This window comes from Peribacillus sp. S4 (assembly GCF_046715815.1).
In the GTDB taxonomy this organism is placed as follows: Bacteria; Bacillota; Bacilli; order Bacillales; family DSM-1321; genus Peribacillus; species Peribacillus frigoritolerans.
This window is the reverse complement of record NZ_CP175708.1, coordinates 1,626,516-1,644,828: the sequence shown is the minus strand read 5'-3', so window position 1 is coordinate 1,644,828 and position 18,313 is coordinate 1,626,516. Positions and strand designations below refer to the sequence as shown.

Sequence of the window (18,313 nt, the reverse complement as noted above, 5' to 3'; positions counted from 1 at the left end):
ACCATATATCACTGTGCTTTTCTTGCTAAAAAGGTTCCAGCCAGTAAAAAAGTTGGTATGGATGCCATTCCTATTACTAATAGCCAATCCCTTCCCGAAATCGGTACCGTATGAAAGATGGTTTGTAAAGGCTGTACATACATGACGGCTACCATCAATAATAGGGAGGATAGTACCGCCCCCACTAGATAAAGGTTACCGAATGGATTTCTCGAGAAGATCGAACGTTCACTTCGGCAATCGAATACATGTATAAGCTGAGCCAAGACCAAGGTAGCGAAAGCAATCGTTTGTGCATAAGCAAGATTATCCGGATTTGCACGATATACAACATAAAATGCGATCAATGTGGAAACCCCTATCAGAAAACCGCGTGAGATGATCTTCCAGCCAAGCCCCCTTCCAAAAACACCTTCATTGGCATTTCTCGGATTTCTTTTCATTACATCTTCTTCTGCAGCATCCAGGCCCAATGCCATCGCGGGCAGTCCGTCGGTTACAAGGTTCACGAATAAGATCTGGATTGGTATCAATGGTAATGGCAAGGCACATAGCATCGCAAAAAACATGACCAAAATCTCCCCAACATTGGAGGCAAGCAGGTAACGGATGAACTTCCTGATGTTTTCGTAAATATTCCTGCCTTCTTTAATGGCCGATTTTATTGTGGCAAAGTTATCGTCAACCAATATTAAGGAAGAAGCTTCTTTAGCAACATCAGTCCCCGTGATGCCCATGGATATACCAATATCCGCTGATTTTATCGCCGGGGCATCATTGACACCATCCCCTGTCATTGCAACGACATGTCCTTTATTTTGCAAGGCTTTTACGATTTTTAACTTATGTTCCGGGGAAACTCGGGCAAATACCGAAACAGTTTCAACAACTTCCTCAAGTTCCCCGACTTCCATGTCCGCCAATTGCCGTCCTTCAAGTACACGGTCTTTTCCTTTTAAAATTCCAAGCTCTTTAGCAATTGCCTTTGCAGTTATCACATGGTCGCCTGTAATCATGACAGTTTTGATCCCGGCGTCCCTGCATTCCTTAACTGCCTGTTTCACCTCCGGACGCGGGGGATCGATCATGCCCTGAAGTCCCATGAAGGTCAAATTACGCTCAGCTTCGGTTTCATGCAGCAAAATCGTTCCTTTTGAAAGAGGTTTATAACCTACTGCAATCATTCTAAGTGCCTGCGAAGCAAGCCCATTCATGTCATGTTGCACCCTTTCCTTGCTCTCCCGATTTAATATTTCCGACCTTCCTTCCCAAAGGATCGTGTCGGACTGGGCAATCAATACGTCCGGGGCACCTTTTACGATAACGAAATGATTATCTTTATCATCCTTCACTATGACACTCATCATTTTGCGGCTCGAGTCAAATGGAAACTCCTTTACTATCGTAAACCTCTTAGATAGGTGTGCCCTCGTCAATCCAGCTTTCATTGCCGCGACCAACATCGCCCCTTCTGTCGGATCACCGTCTAGAATATATTGCTTCCCATTTTCCTTTAACTCAGCTTTATTACAGAGCATGCCGAATGTAATTATTTGAAGCAAGGCATTATGGTTTTTCGGGGCAACTGAAACTCCATCTAAAGAAAATTCTCCGACCGGATTGTAACCAGTACCGCCGACATCCCAAGTTTTCCCTCCACTCCAAACCTTCGTCACCGTCATTTTGTTTTGTGTCAGTGTACCTGTTTTATCTGAGCAAATCACTGTTGCACAGCCAAGCGTTTCTACGGCAGGAAGCTTACGGACAATCGCTTTTTGTTTGATCATACGCTGAACACCTAAAGACAAGGCTACGGTCACAATGGCCGGCAAGCCTTCGGGAATCGCCGCAACAGCCAGAGATACCCCGGCCAAAAACATCGTATAAAGGTCATGTCCTTGAATGACACCAGTCAGGACTACGATTACAGTTAATATTAAGGCCGTGACGATCAAAATTTTGCCTAGCTGCTCCAACCTCCGTTGAAGCGGTGTTTCTTTTGTTTCCGCAGTCTGCAGGAGATCCGCAATCTTTCCCATCGCCGTATTCATTCCAGTAGCGATCACGATTCCGACTCCATTCCCTCTTGTAACCATCGTTCCCATAAACGCCATATTTTCCTGATCACCGATACCTTCAACCTCATTCATCAATGGATCAGAACATTTAACGGCCGGGAGTGACTCGCCGGTAAGTGCCGACTCTTCTATTTCAAGGCTTGAATGGTCGATGATCCGTAAATCGGCACCAATACGGTCACCGCTCGAAAACTTCAGGATATCCCCAACAACCACTTCTCTCGATGGGATTTTCATCCACTGGCCATCTCGAAGCACGTTAACTTGCGGTGCAGCCATTTCCTTTAAGGCATCCAAGGATTTTTCTGCCTTCCGTTCTTGGAAAAAACCAAGTAATCCATTCAAAAAAACAATCGCCATGATGGCAATCGCATCGATATATTCACCCAATATCCCCGAAACCAATGTCGCGGCAAGTAAAACTATGACCATGAAATCTTTGAATTGGGCGAAAAATAAAAGAATGGCTGACTGTTTTTCTCCTTCCTTCAATTCGTTAAAACCATTCTTTCGCAGCCTGTCCTTTACTACATCATCGTCCAAACCGTGTGTAACGTTTGTTTGAAGCGCTTTCTCCATTTCTTGATTATTCATTTCCCTGAACTCCATCAAGTATCACACATCCCTTTGAATAGAATGAAATAGGCTCCTGTATACATCTCAACAGGCGCTTTTTGCTTTACTCTTCCAACACCTGCCTGCTTACCGATACATAAAACAACCTGCTCTTCTTCCATGATTATTCAGACTCGTCCAAAATAATGCTATAATTAAACAGAATTGCGGAAAGAAGAACGATCCGGATAATTTTTTGAATGAACGAACTGTAATCATGATGAATGGACCAATTTTTGTATTCACTATCAGGAAATAAAAATACATCCATTCACTGTACCTGAACTGCTGCTTTCACCCAGTTGGCTAAAAAAATTGTGATTTACTAAAATGGGCAGACGTGATGCATTTATAACGCCCGGCAAAAATGAGTTCTTAGAAAATCTTATGTAAAGGAAGTAAAAATAGAATGTCATTTGATGGATTATTTACGAAAGCGATGACGGAAGAAATCGCTTCTTTATTAGAAGGTGGACGAATCAATAAGGTACATCAGCCTTATAAAAATGAAGTAATACTGGTTGTTCGTGCTGGAGGTAAGAACCATAAGCTCTTATTATCAGCCCATCCAAGTTATTCGAGGGTGCAAATGACCGAAGAAAGTTATGAAAATCCCAAAGAGGCACCCATGTTCTGCATGCTTCTTAGGAAGCACCTCGAAGGCTATACGATAGAAAACATTTATCAATATGAACTTGATAGGATGATCATTTTTGAAGTGAAGGGCCGTAATGAGCTTGGCGATGTCTCTCAAAAGCAGTTAATCATCGAAATCATGGGGCGACACAGCAACATTGTTTTAGTAGATAAAGAACGAAATATGATTTTGGACAGCATTAAGCATGTTTCACATGCCGTCAATAGTTATCGGGCGATATTGCCCGGCCAGGAGTATAAGGCTCCACCCGCACAGGAAAAGAATGATCCCTTCAAGGCTACCGAGGACGATATCAGGAAGAATATTGACTTCAATGCAGGAAAGCTGGATCGACAGCTTGTTGCCCATTTTTCAGGGGTTTCACCATTAGTTGCAAAGGAAGCCGTCTACCGGGCCGGACTTGCCAACAGCACGACCCTTCCAACAGCCTTTTTAAAGATTATCCAGGAAATCTCGGAACGGAAATATGCTGCCACGATCAAACAAGATGGAAATAAAGAAGTTTTTTATATGCTTTCACTAGAGCATCTGTCTGGGAATCAACGTACGTTTTCTTCATTGAGCGAGATGCTCGACCGCTATTACTTCGGAAAGGCAGAAAGAGATCGGGTTAAGCAAAAGAGCCAGGATGTAGAACGTTTCATTACTAATGAAATCGAAAAGAACTCAAAAAAAATCGGCAAGCTCGAACGTACATTGAAAGATACGGAACGCGGTGAACAGTATCAGTTGTTCGGTGAGCTGCTTACAGCTAATCTATATCAAATGAAAAAAGGCATGAAGGAAATAGAAGTCGTCAATTATTATGATGAAGAACAAATTATGGTCACCATCCCGCTTGACCCATTAAAAAATCCGTCAGATAATGCACAAAAGTACTTCTCAAGATACCAAAAGTCCAAAAATGCAGTCGGAGTCGTCCAAGAACAAATCGAAAAGACAAAATTGGAATTGGCCTACTTCGAAGCCTTGCATCAGCAGCTCCAATCAGCGTCACCCAGGGATATAGAGGAGATTCGGGAAGAACTTCAGGAAGAAGGATACATTAGGCAAAAAAAGAAAAAAGGCATGAAAAAGCCTGCAAATGCAAAACCGCAGCTTGAAACATATTATGCTACGGATGGAGATCTCATTTTTGTCGGGAAGAATAATAAACAAAATGATTATTTAACGAACAAGTTTGCACGCCGTGATGAAATATGGCTTCATACAAAAGATATACCCGGCTCACATGTTGTGATTCGAAATGAATCGCCAAGTGAAAAAACAATAAAAGAGGCCGCCGTATTAGCAGCTTTCTTCAGTAAAGCAAAGCAATCGAGTTCAGTGCCCGTTGATTTCACACAGGTTCGCCATGTTAAGAAACCGAATGGTTCCAAGCCCGGGTTCGTAATCTATGACCAGCAGCAGACCGTTTATATTACACCGGATGCCGATACTGTCATACGCTTAAAGGAAGCGGTAAAGGAGTAAAAAAATAGAGGGGGCCCAGTCCTGAGTGATTGGGCCCCCTCTATTTTCATGCCGAAATCCAAGCTGTATCAGCCGGATTCTCCCGCCATTTTTTTAGCTTTTCCAATTCTTCTGCCGTGATGTACCCTTTATCATTAGCGACTTTTATCAAAGTAGAGTAGTCACTCAACGAATGGTTAATAATGCCCTCAGCTTCGAATTTTTCTTTTCCCTTTTCCAATTCGTAAGTAAAGATCGAAACGACTCCTAGAACATCACATCCAGCCTCTTTCAGCGCGTTAACAGCAGTAATCACACTTCCGCCGGTTGAAATCAAGTCTTCTACAACGACCACTTTTTGTCCTGGAACTGCGCGGCCTTCGATTTGATTGCCCTTACCGTGCTCCTTGGCTTTGGATCGAACATAGCACATCGGTGCATTTAATTTGTCACTCACCCAAGCTGCATGCGGAATGCCGGCAGTTGCTGTGCCTGCAATCAGTTCAGCCTCAGGGAAATGCTGTTCAATCAAACCTTTCAATCCTTCCGCTATTTCATTGCGAACCTCTGGGTATGAAAGGGTCAAGCGATTATCACAATAAATGGGTGATTTAATTCCAGATGCCCAAGTAAAGGGGTCATTCGGCTGTAGGTACACTGCTTTTATTTCCAATAGATGTTCAGCTATCTTATTATTTAACATGATATTCCCTCCCAAGCTGCTTTCATATCCAAATACGCCCTTAATGGATCTGCCGCCCCCGTTATGGCTCTCCCTACAACGATGGCATCCGCTCCAAAATCCCTAGCTTGTTCAGGCGTGGCAATTCTCTTTTGATCATGCGTCTGTCCACCTGCACTTCGGATTCCAGGTGTTACGGTCAAGAATTCATGACCGATGCGTTCATGTATTTTCTTTACTTCATGGGTAGAACAGACGACGCCATCCAATCCTGCCTGTCTAGTAAGTTTTGCATAATGGAGGACCGAATCTTCCAGAGACCCGGCAATGTTTTGCTCAGCATTCATTTGTTCTTGTGACGTACTCGTCAGTTGGGTAACCCCAATGCATAATGGACGTTTTTTACCAGCGGACGTACCCTTATCCAGACCTTCCATGGCTGCTTCCATCATCTTTTGTCCACCTGCCGCATGTACATTGACCATGTCAGCTCCTAAAGCTGCCAATCCGGTCATGGCCATTTTAACGGTATTTGGAATATCATGAAGCTTCAAGTCCAAAAACACATCGTGGCCTTGCTCCTTTACGAAAGAAACGATTGATGGACCATTCTGATAAAATAATTCCATCCCCACTTTTACAGCCAGTTTTTCCGAATGGAACTGTTTTAGGAATGTCTCCGTTTGAAGGAGGTCAGGGAAATCAAGAGCGATTATTAGTGACTGTTTCATTTTGCTTCCAGCTCCTTCCGGTACATTCTGAAATATGGTCAAATCCCAGCTCATCCAACAATTTCGGTAATTCTTCGATGATGGTCGGGCATACAAAGGGATCCACGAAGTTCGCGGTTCCCACTGCAACAGCACTGGCACCCGCATAGAAAAATTCAATGACGTCTTCCGCCGTAGCGATGCCGCCCATTCCGATTATTGGAATAGAAACTTGCTGGCTAACCTCATAAATCATCCGGAGCGCTACAGGTTTTATTGCAGGACCAGATAATCCACCCGTTCTGTTAGAAAGGATCGGTTTGCCCGTTTTTAAATCCAGTCGCATGCCGACTAATGTATTTATCATGGTCAACCCGTCGGCCCCGCCATCTTCAACTGCTTTGGCCATATCCACAATATTACTGACATTCGGTGAAAGCTTCACATAGACTGGGACGGAAGATACTTCCTTTACCGCCTTGGTTACCTCTTTGGCAACTTCCGGTACCGTACCGAAAGCTATGCCTCCTTCTTTTACATTCGGACAAGAGATATTCAATTCAAGTGCTTTCACATTCCCCGCCTTGCTTATTTCACTGGCAACTTTTACATAGTCTTCTATTTGCGAACCTGCAACGTTGGCAATGATGGGAACATCATACCTACTTAGCCAGGCCAGCTCTTCACTGATGACCTTTTCCAAGCCTGGATTCTGCAGACCGATGGCGTTCAGCATTCCCGAAGAGGTTTCCGCAACACGCGGAGTCGGGTTGCCGAACCTTGGCTCAGGAGTGGTCGCTTTGATCATGATCGCCCCAAGAATATCCAAGTCGAAAAATTGACTGTATTCACGGCCGAATCCAAAGCATCCAGATGCTGGCATGACCGGGTTTTTCAAGTGTAATCCTGGTAATTCAACTGAAAGCCTGCTCATAATACCACCTCTCCTGCCCGGAATACGGGTCCATCGCTGCAAACCTTTTTATAACTGAAACCAGTTGGGTCATCCCCTGTATGACACACGCAAGCAAAGCAGGCACCGATGCCGCATCCCATCCTTTCCTCAAGGGACAGGAAAAGCTTTTTCTCACGATAGCCCGATTCCAAGGCTCTTAACATTGGTGTAGGCCCGCATGAAAAGATCGTTGCAAACTCTTGCTCCAGATTGTCTATTACCGTCGTAACAAATCCTTTTGTCCCGTATGAACCATCCACCGTGGCAATATAGGTATCACCTAATTCACTGAATTCTTTTTCGTAAAAGATGGCTGACTTGGTCTGGAAGCCCAATACATGGATTACCGTAACACCTTTCGCAACCAACATTTGTGATAATTGATACAGGGGCGGGACACCAATCCCGCCGCCAACCAATAATGCCGTTTCACCCTGTTTAGCCTCATGAACGGGAAATCCGTTGCCAAGGGGTCCAAGGATATCGACCGCTTCCGCCTCTTTACGCTGCGATAACAGTGTCGTTCCTTTACCTTCAGCCCGGTATATCATCGTGAACTGTTTTTCACTGCTGTTGTAAGAAGAAATCGAAATCGGGCGTCTTAACAATGGCTCAGTGCCTTCTGTTGTCTTGACTTGGACAAACTGGCCTGGTTGATTCATCTCTGAAACCAATTCACCTTGCAGGGTAAGTTCAAAGATGGACGGGGCCAGTTCCTTATGATTTAACACCTTCATTCTTTCCTTCTTGATCATATATAGCTCACCTCACGACTTTTTTCCGTTTTTCCCATTGCTTCTGCCGAGAAGGTCATGGATTCTATCACTCTTAAAATGGCTTCTGCCGTATCAAGTGATGTTAGGCATGTCACTCCATTTTCAACCGATTCACGTCGGATTCTGAAACCATCCCGTGCCGGCTGCTTACCTTTTGTCAAAGTATTTATAACAAATTGCGCTTCCCCGTTCCGGATGACATCCAGCAGGTTTGTACCTTCTTCGCCAATTTTTCCGACAATCGCAGTCGGAATTCCTGATTGCTCCAATAGGGCAGCAGTTCCGCTGGTGGCTATCAGCTTGAAGCCGATATTATGGAAACGCCTTGCTAAAAGCAGCGCTTCCTGCTTATCTTTATCCGATATCGTCAATAACACCGAACCATGCCCCTTGATCTTGAAACCGGAAGCGACCAGCCCTTTATATAAAGCTTTTTCAAGGGTGGTATCTTTCCCCATTACTTCACCAGTCGATTTCATTTCAGGTCCGAGTGAAATGTCCACACCTCTTAATTTCGCAAATGAGAAGACCGGCACTTTCACATAGACCCCCGTTTGTTCTGGCACTAACCCCGATTTGTAACCTTGGCTTTCAAGTGTGTGACCCAAGATGACCTTCGTGGCTAAGTTAGCCATCGGCACATTCGTAATTTTACTTAAGAATGGAACGGTTCGGCTGGAACGTGGATTTACTTCAATCACATACACTTCTTCATTGCTGATGACATATTGGATGTTCAAGAGACCGATTATATTCAAGCCTTTTGCCAACCGGGTCGTATAATCAATGATTACTTCTTTTTGTTTTTCCGTTAAGTTTTGTGGCGGATAGACTGCAATCGAGTCACCTGAATGGACGCCGGCGCGCTCAATATGCTCCATGATCCCAGGGATAACGACCGTTTCGCCATCGGAAATACCATCCACTTCGATTTCCTTACCTGTTAAGTAGCGGTCTATCAGGACAGGGTGATCCGGATTAATTTTCACGGCATTTTTCATGTAATGCAGCAATTCTTCTTGTTTATAGACGATTTCCATCGCTCTTCCTCCGAGGACATACGATGGCCTTACTAGAACCGGGTACCCGATATCTTCAGCGATGACGATCGCTTCATCAACCGATGTTGCAGTTTTACCCTTTGGCTGAGGAATGCCTAAATCCTGAAGTGCTTTTTCGAATTTATTGCGATTTTCCGCCCTATCCAGGTCTTCAAGTGAAGTACCTAGGATTTTCACTCCTCTTTCAACCAGACCATCTGCAAGGTTGATTGCTGTCTGTCCGCCAAACTGGACGATGACCCCTTCCGGTTTTTCCAAATCGATGACATGCATGACATCTTCAATAGTCAATGGTTCGAAATAAAGTTTGTCGGAGATACTGAAATCCGTCGAAACTGTTTCGGGATTGTTGTTGATGATGATCGCTTCATATCCCGCTTCCTTGATGGCCCATACCGAGTGTACGGTCGCATAATCAAACTCTACTCCTTGCCCGATCCGAATTGGGCCTGATCCCAGAACAATGACACTTTTCTTGTCAGTGACGATGGATTCATTCTCATCTTCATATGTCCCATAAAAATACGGAGTTTCCGATTCGAATTCGGCAGCACATGTATCAACCATTTTGTAAACAGGGATGATTCCTTGCTGTTTCCGGTATTCATAGACATCAATTTCGGGAACTTCCCATATTTCCGCGATCGTTTTGTCAGAAAACCCTAGTTCTTTAGCCTTTTGCAATACTTCACAATCAAAAGAATGTTCTTTAAGCTGCTTTTCAAAGTCGATTATCTTTTTCAACTTATGCAAGAAGAATAAATCGATCTGGCTCCATTCGTGGATGGTTTCGATCGTTTTTCCCCTTCTTAACGCTTCACCGATATAGAATAACCGTTCATCTCCGGCTTTTCTGATCCGTTTCTCTATCTTTCCATCCTCAAACTCGTCATTCAAATTAAGGTGGAATATACCCGCTTCAAGGGAACGGACAGCTTTTAAGATTGATTCCTCGAATGTACGGCCGATTGCCATGACTTCTCCGGTCGCTTTCATTTGGGTACCGAGCCTACGGTTGGCGCTTTCGAACTTATCGAAAGGCCAGCGCGGAATTTTCGTAACGACATAGTCCAGTGCAGGTTCAAAGCTGGCATAGGTTTTGCCAGTGACAGGGTTCATCATCTCATCGAGCGTCAAACCAACGGCTATCTTTGCTGCTAGCTTTGCAATTGGATAACCAGTCGCTTTTGAAGCAAGTGCCGAAGAACGGCTGACCCTTGGGTTCACTTCAATGACATAATATTGATAGCTGTTTGGATCTAGCGCAAGCTGAACATTACATCCACCTTCAATTTTCAAGGCGCGGATAATCTTCAAAGACGTATTTCGAAGCATTTGATACTCTCTGTCACTTAATGTTTGGCTTGGTGCCGCAACGATTGAATCGCCTGTATGGACACCGACAGGATCGAAGTTTTCCATATTACAAACGACTATTGCATTATCATTGGAATCACGCATCACTTCATATTCCACTTCTTTGAAACCGGCAATGCTCTTCTCAAGCAGACATTGGTGAACCGGGCTGCTTTTCAGGCCACCCTCAACGATCTCGATAAGCTGCTCTTCGTTATCACAAATCCCACCGCCTGTTCCGCCAAGCGTGAAGGCTGGACGAACAATGACCGGGTAGCCGACTCGTTCAACGAATGTATAAGCTTCTTCCAGGTTATGAATAATGTCGCTGTCAGGCACCGGTTCCCCAAGATCGTTCATTAGCGTACGGAAAAGGTCACGGTCTTCCGCTTGTTGTATAGCCGAAAGTTTGGTCCCAAGAATTTGGACATTGCATTCTTCCAGAATTCCTGATTCGGCAAGCTCAACTGCCATGTTCAAGCCAGTCTGTCCGCCCAAGGTAGGTAACAGTGCATCCGGGCGCTCTTTACGAATGATTTTGCTGACAAATTCCAATGTGATCGGTTCGATATAAACCGCGTCAGCCATTTCAGTGTCTGTCATGATTGTCGCAGGGTTAGAGTTAATCAGGATCACTCGATAGCCTTCTTCTTTTAAGGCTATACACGCTTGGGTTCCTGCATAATCGAACTCGGCGGCCTGTCCGATGACGATCGGACCGGAACCAATTACTAAGATGCTTTTTATATCATTGCGTTTTGGCATGTTTTTTCCCCCTTGTTGGTTGCAGCTTCAATCATTTGTAAGAATTCATTGAATAAGTAGTTGGCATCTTCCGGACCTGGTGATGCTTCCGGGTGATATTGTACGGTGAAAGCCGGATACTTTTTATGGCGCAGGCCTTCAATCGTATCGTCATTCAATGCTGTATGTGTCACAATAAGATCTGTACTTTCAATGGAAAGCTCTTCAACTGTATATCCATGATTTTGAGATGTGATGGATACCTTTCCGGTACGAAGGTCCCTGACCGGATGATTCGAACCTCGATGGCCGAATTTTAATTTTGCCGTATCCGCCCCGTTTGCAAGTGCGAATAATTGATGTCCTAAACAGATTCCGAATAACGGTACTTGCGTTTGGATTGTACGGATCATTTCGAGCGTCTCAAGAACACTTTTCGGATCTCCAGGGCCGTTTGAAAGCATTACGCCATCCGGATGGTATTGCATCACTTCTTCGGCCGTGACGTTATAAGGCACAACCACGACATCACAGCCGCGCTTCGTCAACTCACGTAAAATCCCATGCTTCATGCCGTAGTCTACAAGAACAACCCGCGGGCCTCTGCCCGGGCTGGAATAAGGTGCTTTTGTTGAAACCTGTTTTACCTGATTAGAAGGAATCACCGTTGCCTTCAATTGGGAAACCACTTCATTTGCATCTTTATTGATATTGCAAAGCGCCCCTTTCAGTGCACCTGATTTCCTGATGATTCTTGTCAGCTTTCTCGTATCGATTCCGCTTATTCCAGGTATGTTCTTCATTTTCAGATATTCATCTAGTGATAGTTGGTTTCGCCAGTTGGAAGGAAGTTCTGCTGTTTCCTTAACGACAAATCCTGCTATCGCTGGATTGATGGATTCAAAGTCATCGCGGTTTATCCCGTAATTCCCGATTAATGGATACGTAAGTGTAACGATTTGACCGCAATACGATGGATCGGATAGAATCTCTTGGTAACCCGTCATTCCTGTGTTAAAAACGACTTCACCTATTTTTTCTACGTCCCCTCCGAATGCTTCCCCAAGGAATACTGTCCCATCTTCTAAAATTAGCTGTCTTTTCATCCTTGAACACGTCCTTTTTCCCAAGCTATTTTTCCTTCTGCAATCGTCATGACTGGCCAGCCATAACATTTCTTTTCATTAAAAGGTGTATTTTTCCCTTTTGAAGCAAACTCTTCAGCATTGATTTCTTTTTCCGTTTCCAAATCGATGAGTACGATATCCGCAGTAGCACCTTCTTTTAGCTCTCCATAAGGAAGGGAGAAGCTTTCGGATGGTTTGATTGTCATGAAATCGATCAATTGCTTTAATGTTATGATGCCCTTTTTAACCAATTCGGTGTAAAGCAGCGGGAATGCCGTTTCCAATCCTACTATTCCGAAAGGAGCCAGCTGCATTCCCTGCGCCTTTTCCTCTGCCGCATGCGGGGCATGGTCTGTTGCTATAAAATCGATGGTTCCGTCAAGCAATCCTTCTATCAACGCATCCCGATCTTCACGGCCCCTTAATGGCGGGTTCATTTTATAATTCGTATCAAGTCCCGGTATATCATCTTCACACAATAATAAGTGATGCGGTGTAACTTCGGCGGTGACACGGATACCGGCGCGTTTGGCATCCCTTACCGTCCTTACCGATTCCTTCGTGGAAATATGGCAAACGTGATAATGGCAGTCCGCCGCTTCGGCAAGAAGGATATCCCGGGCGATATGTACAGCTTCACATACCGACGGAATCCCATTGATTCCCTGTTCTTTTGAGAATCTTCCTTCATGGACGGAGCCTTTATTGATTAAGCTATTGTCTTCACAATGAGCAACAATGGCCATATCTTGAGCGGCTGCCCGTTTCATCGCTTCCAGCATCATCCCGGCTTCTTGAATTCCTACGCCATCGTCCGTAAAGGCGAAAGCACCCGTTTGTTTTAGTGAAGCAAAGTCGGTCAGCTCCTTGCCAGCTTCCCTAATCGTGATGGATGCATATGGGAGTACCCTGACATGAGCCGTTTCTTCAATTTTCCTGTTAAGCGCTTCTAGGTTCTCCACTGTATCAGGAACTGGCCTTGTATTAGGCATCGCCGCTACCGTAGTGAAACCGCCTCTTGCCGCTGCAAGCGTCCCGCTAGCGATTGTTTCCTTATGTTCGCCGCCCGGTTCGCGTAAATGGACATGCAGGTCAACAAGCCCGGGTGTAATCAGTAATCCTCTAGCGTCAACTACGTTACAATTTTCCGTCTCCAAGTTCTCGCCGATCTTTGTGATGACCTTGCCTTCTATCTCAATGTCCGCTTTTTTGAATGAGTTTTGATTATCTAGCAATACTCCATTTTTGATTACTGTTTTCATGAATGTTTCCCCCTTCGGTTTGTTCAAGCACATTTTTTAATACGGCCATTCTAATGAATACGCCATTTTCCATTTGTTTAAAAATTCTCGAGCGGCTGCATTCGACTAAATCACTGTCTATTTCAACACCGCGGTTTATTGGTGCAGGATGCATGATGATCGCATCCGGTTTCATATTTTTTTCACGTTGTTTGGTCAGGCCAAATTTTTCCAGGTAATCTCCATTTGCCTGATCGTATTTATCAATATGCCTTTCATGCTGTATTCTAAGCAGCATGACCACATCCGATGTAGCTACCGCATGATCGATGTCTTCATATCTTCCTAAACTGTTTGATCTGTCAAACCATTCAGGCGGGCCCGAAAATACGACATTCGCTCCTAAACGAGTCAGTGCTTCTGCATTCGATTTCGCAACCCGACTATGCCTTACATCACCGATTATCGCAATCTTAAGACCTTTGAAACTTTTAAACTCTTGTTTAATCGTCAATAAGTCCAGTAATGATTGGGTTGGGTGATTTCCGCAGCCATCCCCTGCATTGATTATTGGAATTCCGATCTTCTCATTCAATTCGTCAAAATAATTATCCTGTTCATGACGGATGATCAAGGCATTTACACCTATCGCTTCTAAAGTTTTAACTGTGTCATATAAGGTTTCGCCTTTTAACACGGATGATGTACCCGCATCAAAAGGAATGACCTCAAGTCCCAATTTTCTTTCAGCCATTTCAAAGCTTGATTTTGTACGTGTACTTGGTTCAAAGAAGAGATTGGCAACTGTGGTCAGCTGCTTTGGAATCCAGCTGGCTCCGTTGGCAAAACACTCTGCCTCATGTAAAATCCTTTCAATTTCACTTATTGTCAATTCATTCATGGTCAATAATTTTTTCATCGATCCTGCTCCTCTCACATTTGTGATGCGGGGCATAAAAAACACCCCGCCATTAAGGACAGGGTGTAGGTCATAAAGATTGTGAGGACACGGATTGGTTTACACTTTTCCCCGTTCTCATTCATCTTTACAGCAACACCCTTTTAAGCCTCTCTGGACTTCTTTTAAAAGGTGATCTATTGTTTTGATGCAATATCTTATTTTCCAAATATATCTCCGGATATTTTTTCCCGGTCAGGAAGAATCAAGTTAAGAAGGATTCCGACGATGGCTGAAAGTGCCATTCCGGAAAGCGATACCGTTTCCGATAGTTGTACGAACGCTCCTCCGATTCCTAACACCAGGATGACTGAAGCTATCATCAAGTTTCTTTTTTTGTCAAAGTCTACCTTATTATCAATAAGCATCCTCAATCCACTTGAGGCGATGATACCGAAGAGCAAGATGGAAATGCCGCCCATCACAGCTGTAGGTATCGAGCTGATGACTGCTGAAATCTTACCGTTAAAGCCAAAGATGATTGCAGTCAATGCTGCCCCTCCTATGATATAGACACTGTAAGCCTTCGTCATGGTCAGGACCCCAATATTTTCACCATACGAAGTCAGCGGCGGCCCACCGATGAAGGACCCAATCATGATTCCTGCGCCATCTCCTAAAATCGAGCGATGCAAGCCTGGCTTTTCCAAAAAGTTTCTGCCGACTACTTTGCTCAGTACCATCTGATGTCCGATATGTTCTGATAAAGTTACGATGGCAACCGGTACCATGATGGCAATGACTTCCCATGAGAAGGTAGGTGTATATGTTACATACGGAAACATGAATTCAGGCATTTCCCACCATTTTGCTGCCTTGATCGGTTCATAATCTATTATTCCTGCTACAGCCGAACAGCCGTAGCCCACTATGATTCCCATTAAAATGGGGATCAAGTTAATGAATCCCTTAAAGAACACGTTGCAGATGATGGTTACCGCTAAAGTGATCAGCGCTATAATTATATAAGTGACGCTATATTTATCTTGCGGATCATACATTGCCATGTCCACTGCCGTTCCGGCAAGGCTTAATCCGATTACGATAATCACCGGTCCCACCACAACCGGAGGAAGTATATTCATTAACCAGCGCAAACCGACTTTCTGGATGATCAAAGCTACAATCCCATATATGAACCCTGCCGCAAAACAACCGATCATGGCCGCTTCCGGACCTCCCAAAGCCTTAGCCGCGATAATTGGCGTAATGAAAGCGAAAGATGAACCGAGATAAGCTGGTATCTGACCTTTCGTTATCAGTAAGTATGAAAGTGTTCCCAACCCGCTTGATACCAGTGCTACCGCCGGGCTTAAACCTACCAGGAATGGCACCAGCACCGTTGCACCGAACATGGCGAACAAATGCTGGATGCTTAACGTAATCCACTGTCCAGCCTTTGGCACGTCCTCGACATCCAGTACGATGTCCCTTTTCGTTTCTTCCATTTCCGTATCCCCCTCATGAAAATTCCATCAAAACTGTAAAAACCCTCTTTGCTATATACAAAGAGGGTTTCTCAGAAGGTAAATGCCTATACATAGGGCACAGCTCTTCCGATTGACTCCCCTTTGCCAGCCTCTCTGGACTGTCTTTAAAAGGGTAATATGAAATTTTCATGGTGTTTAGTTTTCTAATATAGTAACTTGATCTACTTGATCTACTTCTGTTAAAGTAACTGTAATTTTTTCAGATTGTGAAGTCGGAACGTTTTTACCGACGAAATCCGCGCGAATCGGCAATTCCCTATGTCCCCTATCCACTAATACGGCAAGCTGGATCTGCGAAGGTCTTCCCAAATCCACCAGAGCATCCATTGCGGCTCTAACGGTTCTGCCTGTGAAAAGAACATCATCCACTAAAATCACTTTCTTGTCAGTGATATTGACCGGAATGTCAGAGCCTTTTACGATGGGTTCCCCATCATTGCTCTTTTTCGAAAGGTCGTCGCGATAAAGCGTAATATCCAGTTCACCCAGCTCTATTTCCTTGCCTTCTATTTGATTGATGCGCTTCGCAAGTCGGTCAGCGAGGAAAATCCCGCGTGTACGTATCCCGATTAAGACGCAATCCTCAATCCCCTTATTTTTCTCAATGATTTCATGGGCAATCCTCGTCAAGGCTCTGCTAATGGCCTGCTCATCAAGTACTATGGCTTTCTCATTCAACACGTCGGCCACCCCGATTCTTTTTTCTGATAAGTCCATTTCAACAAAAAAATCCTCATGCCAAGAAGGCATGAGGATTTTACCGCGGTGGGCATAATTATCCCACTTTGCGTATCCGTTTCCTTCTCAGTCTCTCTGAACTGTGTTAAAGGTTCTTATTAAGTTGTTATTATAATATATCAAAAAAGTGAATGTGTCAATCCTTACTTCTACGTAATTGATTAATTAGATTTTCAAACTCCTCCGGAATCGGAGCTTCGAATTCCATATACTCATTAGTACGTGGATGAATGAAACCTAGAAGACCGGCGTGCAACGCTTGTCCATCCAATTTCAGGGTCTTTTTCGGACCATATTTCGGATCTCCCGCCAGTGGGAAGCCAATGTATTTCATATGAACACGGATTTGATGTGTCCTTCCCGTTTCAAGCTGGCATTCCACCAAAGTGAAATCTTTGAAGCGTTCGATGACACGGAAATGCGTGACGGCATTTTTGGCATTCGAATCTGTGACAGTCATGCTTTGGCGATCTTTTTTATCGCGGCCGATCGGTGCATCGATCGTTCCGAAATCATGAGGGATCACACCATGAACTACAGCTTGATACTTACGGGTAACCGTTTTGTCAACAAGCTGCTGTACCAGTTTCTCATGTGCCATATCATTTTTGGCAACCATCAATAGACCTGATGTATCTTTGTCGATCCGATGGACGATTCCAGGACGCATGACACCGTTGATTCCAGAAAGATCCTTGCAGTGAGCCATCAATCCATTTACAAGCGTGCCAGATACATGTCCCGGTGCCGGATGGACGACCATACCGCTCGGTTTATTAACCACGAGTACATCTGCATCTTCATAATAGATATCCAAATCCATTTCCTCTGCTACCGCATCCAATACCTCAAGTTCTGGAATCGTCACTTCGATTGTATCGCCAGGAACAGCTTTGTAATTCGTTTTAATAACCGCGCCATTTACCAAAACATGATCTTCCTTGATCCATTGCTGGACCTGAGTGCGAGACCATTCCTCATTCAAAGTGGAAAGGGCCTTATCAATCCTAACTCCTTTTAGTGTTTCATCGATGCTGTATAACCTTTTATCCATTATCTTTCTCCTTAGCGTTTTTTTCTTCTAAAAACATATGAATCACGAGCAGTCCGACACCAATTGAAAGCGCAGCATCAGCAACATTAAATACCGGGAAACTGTAGCTGAAAATATAGGTATGAACGAAATCCACTACTTCCTGACGAGCAACACGATCGATGAAATTACCAATCGCACCGCCTAGCATGAGACCAAGTGCAACTCCAAGTAAAATGCTTTCCTTCGCCATTTTCTGAATATAATAGACAAGTCCAATGATGACAGCGATGGTGATGATGTAGAAAAACCACATTTGACCTTGTAGAATTCCCCATGCTGCCCCACGATTACGATGCGAGGTGATATATAGAAGGTTTTCAATAATTTCAATGCTTTCTCCGTACTCCATTTTTTTCACAATCATCCATTTTGTCAGCTGATCGAGAGCTATGACCAAAAGGGCAATCAAATAATAAAACACATTTTTTCCCCCAAACTAATCAAATCTTCACTTTTGAATTGTAGCATAAACTAGAAATAATGACTAATCCGAAAAACAGAAGTCCGCTAACTGCTCCTTAAGAATATCGGGAAGATTGGATAAAGGCAAAATTCTACGATTGGGGTTTTAGCTTT

General features: G+C 44.1%; 15 protein-coding genes. 1 reads left to right on the top strand and 14 read right to left on the bottom strand.

Features of this window, described 5'->3' with window-relative positions; all coding sequences use genetic code 11:
• Positions 1–8: 8 nt before the first annotated feature.
• Both ACJ9PY_RS07970 and ACJ9PY_RS07965 read right to left on the bottom strand, forming a co-directional pair.
• Entirely contained in the window at positions 9–2,687 is a 2,679-nt protein-coding gene (locus ACJ9PY_RS07970) for a calcium-translocating P-type ATPase, SERCA-type (RefSeq protein WP_411740250.1), read from the bottom strand.
• On the bottom strand, positions 2,687–2,815 hold the full coding sequence (locus tag ACJ9PY_RS07965) for a hypothetical protein (protein WP_262869245.1): 129 nt from the start codon (positions 2,813–2,815) through the stop codon (positions 2,687–2,689). The genes ACJ9PY_RS07970 and ACJ9PY_RS07965 overlap by 1 nt, the downstream gene beginning before the upstream one ends.
• Positions 2,816–3,102: 287 nt before the next feature.
• Between ACJ9PY_RS07965 and ACJ9PY_RS07960 the strand changes: the two genes are divergently transcribed.
• On the top strand, positions 3,103–4,824 hold the full coding sequence (locus tag ACJ9PY_RS07960) for an NFACT family protein (RefSeq protein ID WP_411739750.1): 1,722 nt from the start codon (positions 3,103–3,105) through the stop codon (positions 4,822–4,824).
• A 46-nt stretch (positions 4,825–4,870) separates the two neighbouring features.
• Here ACJ9PY_RS07960 and pyrE read toward each other — a convergent pair whose 3' ends face one another.
• The 12 genes from pyrE to lspA all read right to left on the bottom strand — a co-directional run bounded on the left by pyrE (position 4,871) and on the right by lspA (position 18,158).
• The gene (gene pyrE / locus ACJ9PY_RS07955) at positions 4,871–5,506 is read right to left on the bottom strand and encodes an orotate phosphoribosyltransferase (protein ID WP_411739749.1); all 636 of its coding nucleotides are present in this window, start codon (positions 5,504–5,506) and stop codon (positions 4,871–4,873) included.
• Entirely contained in the window at positions 5,500–6,216 is a 717-nt protein-coding gene (gene pyrF / locus ACJ9PY_RS07950; RefSeq protein ID WP_369315567.1) for an orotidine-5'-phosphate decarboxylase, read from the bottom strand. Before pyrF ends, pyrE begins: the two co-directional genes overlap by 7 nt.
• On the bottom strand, positions 6,188–7,129 hold the full coding sequence (locus ACJ9PY_RS07945; protein WP_034313828.1) for a dihydroorotate dehydrogenase: 942 nt from the start codon (positions 7,127–7,129) through the stop codon (positions 6,188–6,190). Before ACJ9PY_RS07945 ends, pyrF begins: the two co-directional genes overlap by 29 nt.
• The gene (locus tag ACJ9PY_RS07940; protein WP_054396938.1) at positions 7,126–7,905 is read right to left on the bottom strand and encodes a dihydroorotate dehydrogenase electron transfer subunit; all 780 of its coding nucleotides are present in this window, start codon (positions 7,903–7,905) and stop codon (positions 7,126–7,128) included. Before ACJ9PY_RS07940 ends, ACJ9PY_RS07945 begins: the two co-directional genes overlap by 4 nt.
• Positions 7,902–11,108 carry a carbamoyl-phosphate synthase large subunit gene (carB, locus tag ACJ9PY_RS07935; protein WP_268936717.1) on the bottom strand — a complete coding sequence of 1,069 codons (3,207 nt, stop codon included), beginning with the start codon at positions 11,106–11,108 and terminating at the stop codon, positions 7,902–7,904. Before carB ends, ACJ9PY_RS07940 begins: the two co-directional genes overlap by 4 nt.
• On the bottom strand, positions 11,087–12,193 hold the full coding sequence (locus tag ACJ9PY_RS07930) for a carbamoyl phosphate synthase small subunit (RefSeq protein WP_057278432.1): 1,107 nt from the start codon (positions 12,191–12,193) through the stop codon (positions 11,087–11,089). The genes carB and ACJ9PY_RS07930 overlap by 22 nt, the downstream gene beginning before the upstream one ends.
• Positions 12,190–13,476: a dihydroorotase gene (locus ACJ9PY_RS07925; RefSeq protein ID WP_411739748.1), complete on the bottom strand. Its 1,287-nt coding sequence runs from the start codon at positions 13,474–13,476 to the stop codon at positions 12,190–12,192. The genes ACJ9PY_RS07930 and ACJ9PY_RS07925 overlap by 4 nt, the downstream gene beginning before the upstream one ends.
• Complete coding sequence (locus ACJ9PY_RS07920; RefSeq protein ID WP_063576907.1) at positions 13,439–14,374, bottom strand: aspartate carbamoyltransferase catalytic subunit; 936 nt, start codon at positions 14,372–14,374, stop codon at positions 13,439–13,441. Before ACJ9PY_RS07920 ends, ACJ9PY_RS07925 begins: the two co-directional genes overlap by 38 nt.
• A 197-nt stretch (positions 14,375–14,571) precedes the next feature.
• Positions 14,572–15,861 carry a solute carrier family 23 protein gene (locus ACJ9PY_RS07915; RefSeq protein ID WP_057278435.1) on the bottom strand — a complete coding sequence of 430 codons (1,290 nt, stop codon included), beginning with the start codon at positions 15,859–15,861 and terminating at the stop codon, positions 14,572–14,574.
• A gap of 177 nt (positions 15,862–16,038) precedes the next feature.
• A complete protein-coding gene (gene pyrR / locus ACJ9PY_RS07910; protein WP_057278480.1) occupies positions 16,039–16,620 on the bottom strand; it encodes a bifunctional pyr operon transcriptional regulator/uracil phosphoribosyltransferase PyrR in 582 nt (193 codons plus the stop codon).
• Positions 16,621–16,777: 157 nt separating this feature from the next.
• Entirely contained in the window at positions 16,778–17,695 is a 918-nt protein-coding gene (locus tag ACJ9PY_RS07905) for an RluA family pseudouridine synthase (RefSeq protein ID WP_063576908.1), read from the bottom strand.
• Positions 17,688–18,158 (bottom strand): signal peptidase II, encoded by a 471-nt coding sequence (gene lspA / locus ACJ9PY_RS07900; protein WP_034313851.1) that lies wholly within the window; start codon positions 18,156–18,158, stop codon positions 17,688–17,690. The genes ACJ9PY_RS07905 and lspA overlap by 8 nt, the downstream gene beginning before the upstream one ends.
• Positions 18,159–18,313: the final 155 nt, after the last annotated feature.

Bases quoted from the DNA above. Each gene is read 5' to 3' on its own strand.
- ACJ9PY_RS07940 (WP_054396938.1), bottom strand. From the start codon at position 7,905: ATGATCAAGAAGGAAAGAATGAAGGTGTTAAATCATAAGGAACTGGCC.
- ACJ9PY_RS07920 (WP_063576907.1), bottom strand. From the start codon at position 14,374: ATGAAAAAATTATTGACCATGAATGAATTGACAATAAGTGAAATTGAA.
- ACJ9PY_RS07945 (WP_034313828.1), bottom strand. From the start codon at position 7,129: ATGAGCAGGCTTTCAGTTGAATTACCAGGATTACACTTGAAAAACCCG.
- pyrE (WP_411739749.1), bottom strand. From the start codon at position 5,506: ATGTTAAATAATAAGATAGCTGAACATCTATTGGAAATAAAAGCAGTG.
- ACJ9PY_RS07905 (WP_063576908.1), bottom strand. From the start codon at position 17,695: ATGGATAAAAGGTTATACAGCATCGATGAAACACTAAAAGGAGTTAGG.
- ACJ9PY_RS07930 (WP_057278432.1), bottom strand. From the start codon at position 12,193: ATGAAAAGACAGCTAATTTTAGAAGATGGGACAGTATTCCTTGGGGAA.
- pyrF (WP_369315567.1), bottom strand. From the start codon at position 6,216: ATGAAACAGTCACTAATAATCGCTCTTGATTTCCCTGACCTCCTTCAA.
- ACJ9PY_RS07960 (WP_411739750.1), top strand. From the start codon at position 3,103: ATGTCATTTGATGGATTATTTACGAAAGCGATGACGGAAGAAATCGCT.
- ACJ9PY_RS07915 (WP_057278435.1), bottom strand. From the start codon at position 15,861: ATGGAAGAAACGAAAAGGGACATCGTACTGGATGTCGAGGACGTGCCA.
- ACJ9PY_RS07965 (WP_262869245.1), bottom strand. From the start codon at position 2,815: ATGGAAGAAGAGCAGGTTGTTTTATGTATCGGTAAGCAGGCAGGTGTT.
- ACJ9PY_RS07925 (WP_411739748.1), bottom strand. From the start codon at position 13,476: ATGAAAACAGTAATCAAAAATGGAGTATTGCTAGATAATCAAAACTCA.
- pyrR (WP_057278480.1), bottom strand. From the start codon at position 16,620: ATGGACTTATCAGAAAAAAGAATCGGGGTGGCCGACGTGTTGAATGAG.
- carB (WP_268936717.1), bottom strand. From the start codon at position 11,108: ATGCCAAAACGCAATGATATAAAAAGCATCTTAGTAATTGGTTCCGGT.
- ACJ9PY_RS07970 (WP_411740250.1), bottom strand. From the start codon at position 2,687: ATGGAGTTCAGGGAAATGAATAATCAAGAAATGGAGAAAGCGCTTCAA.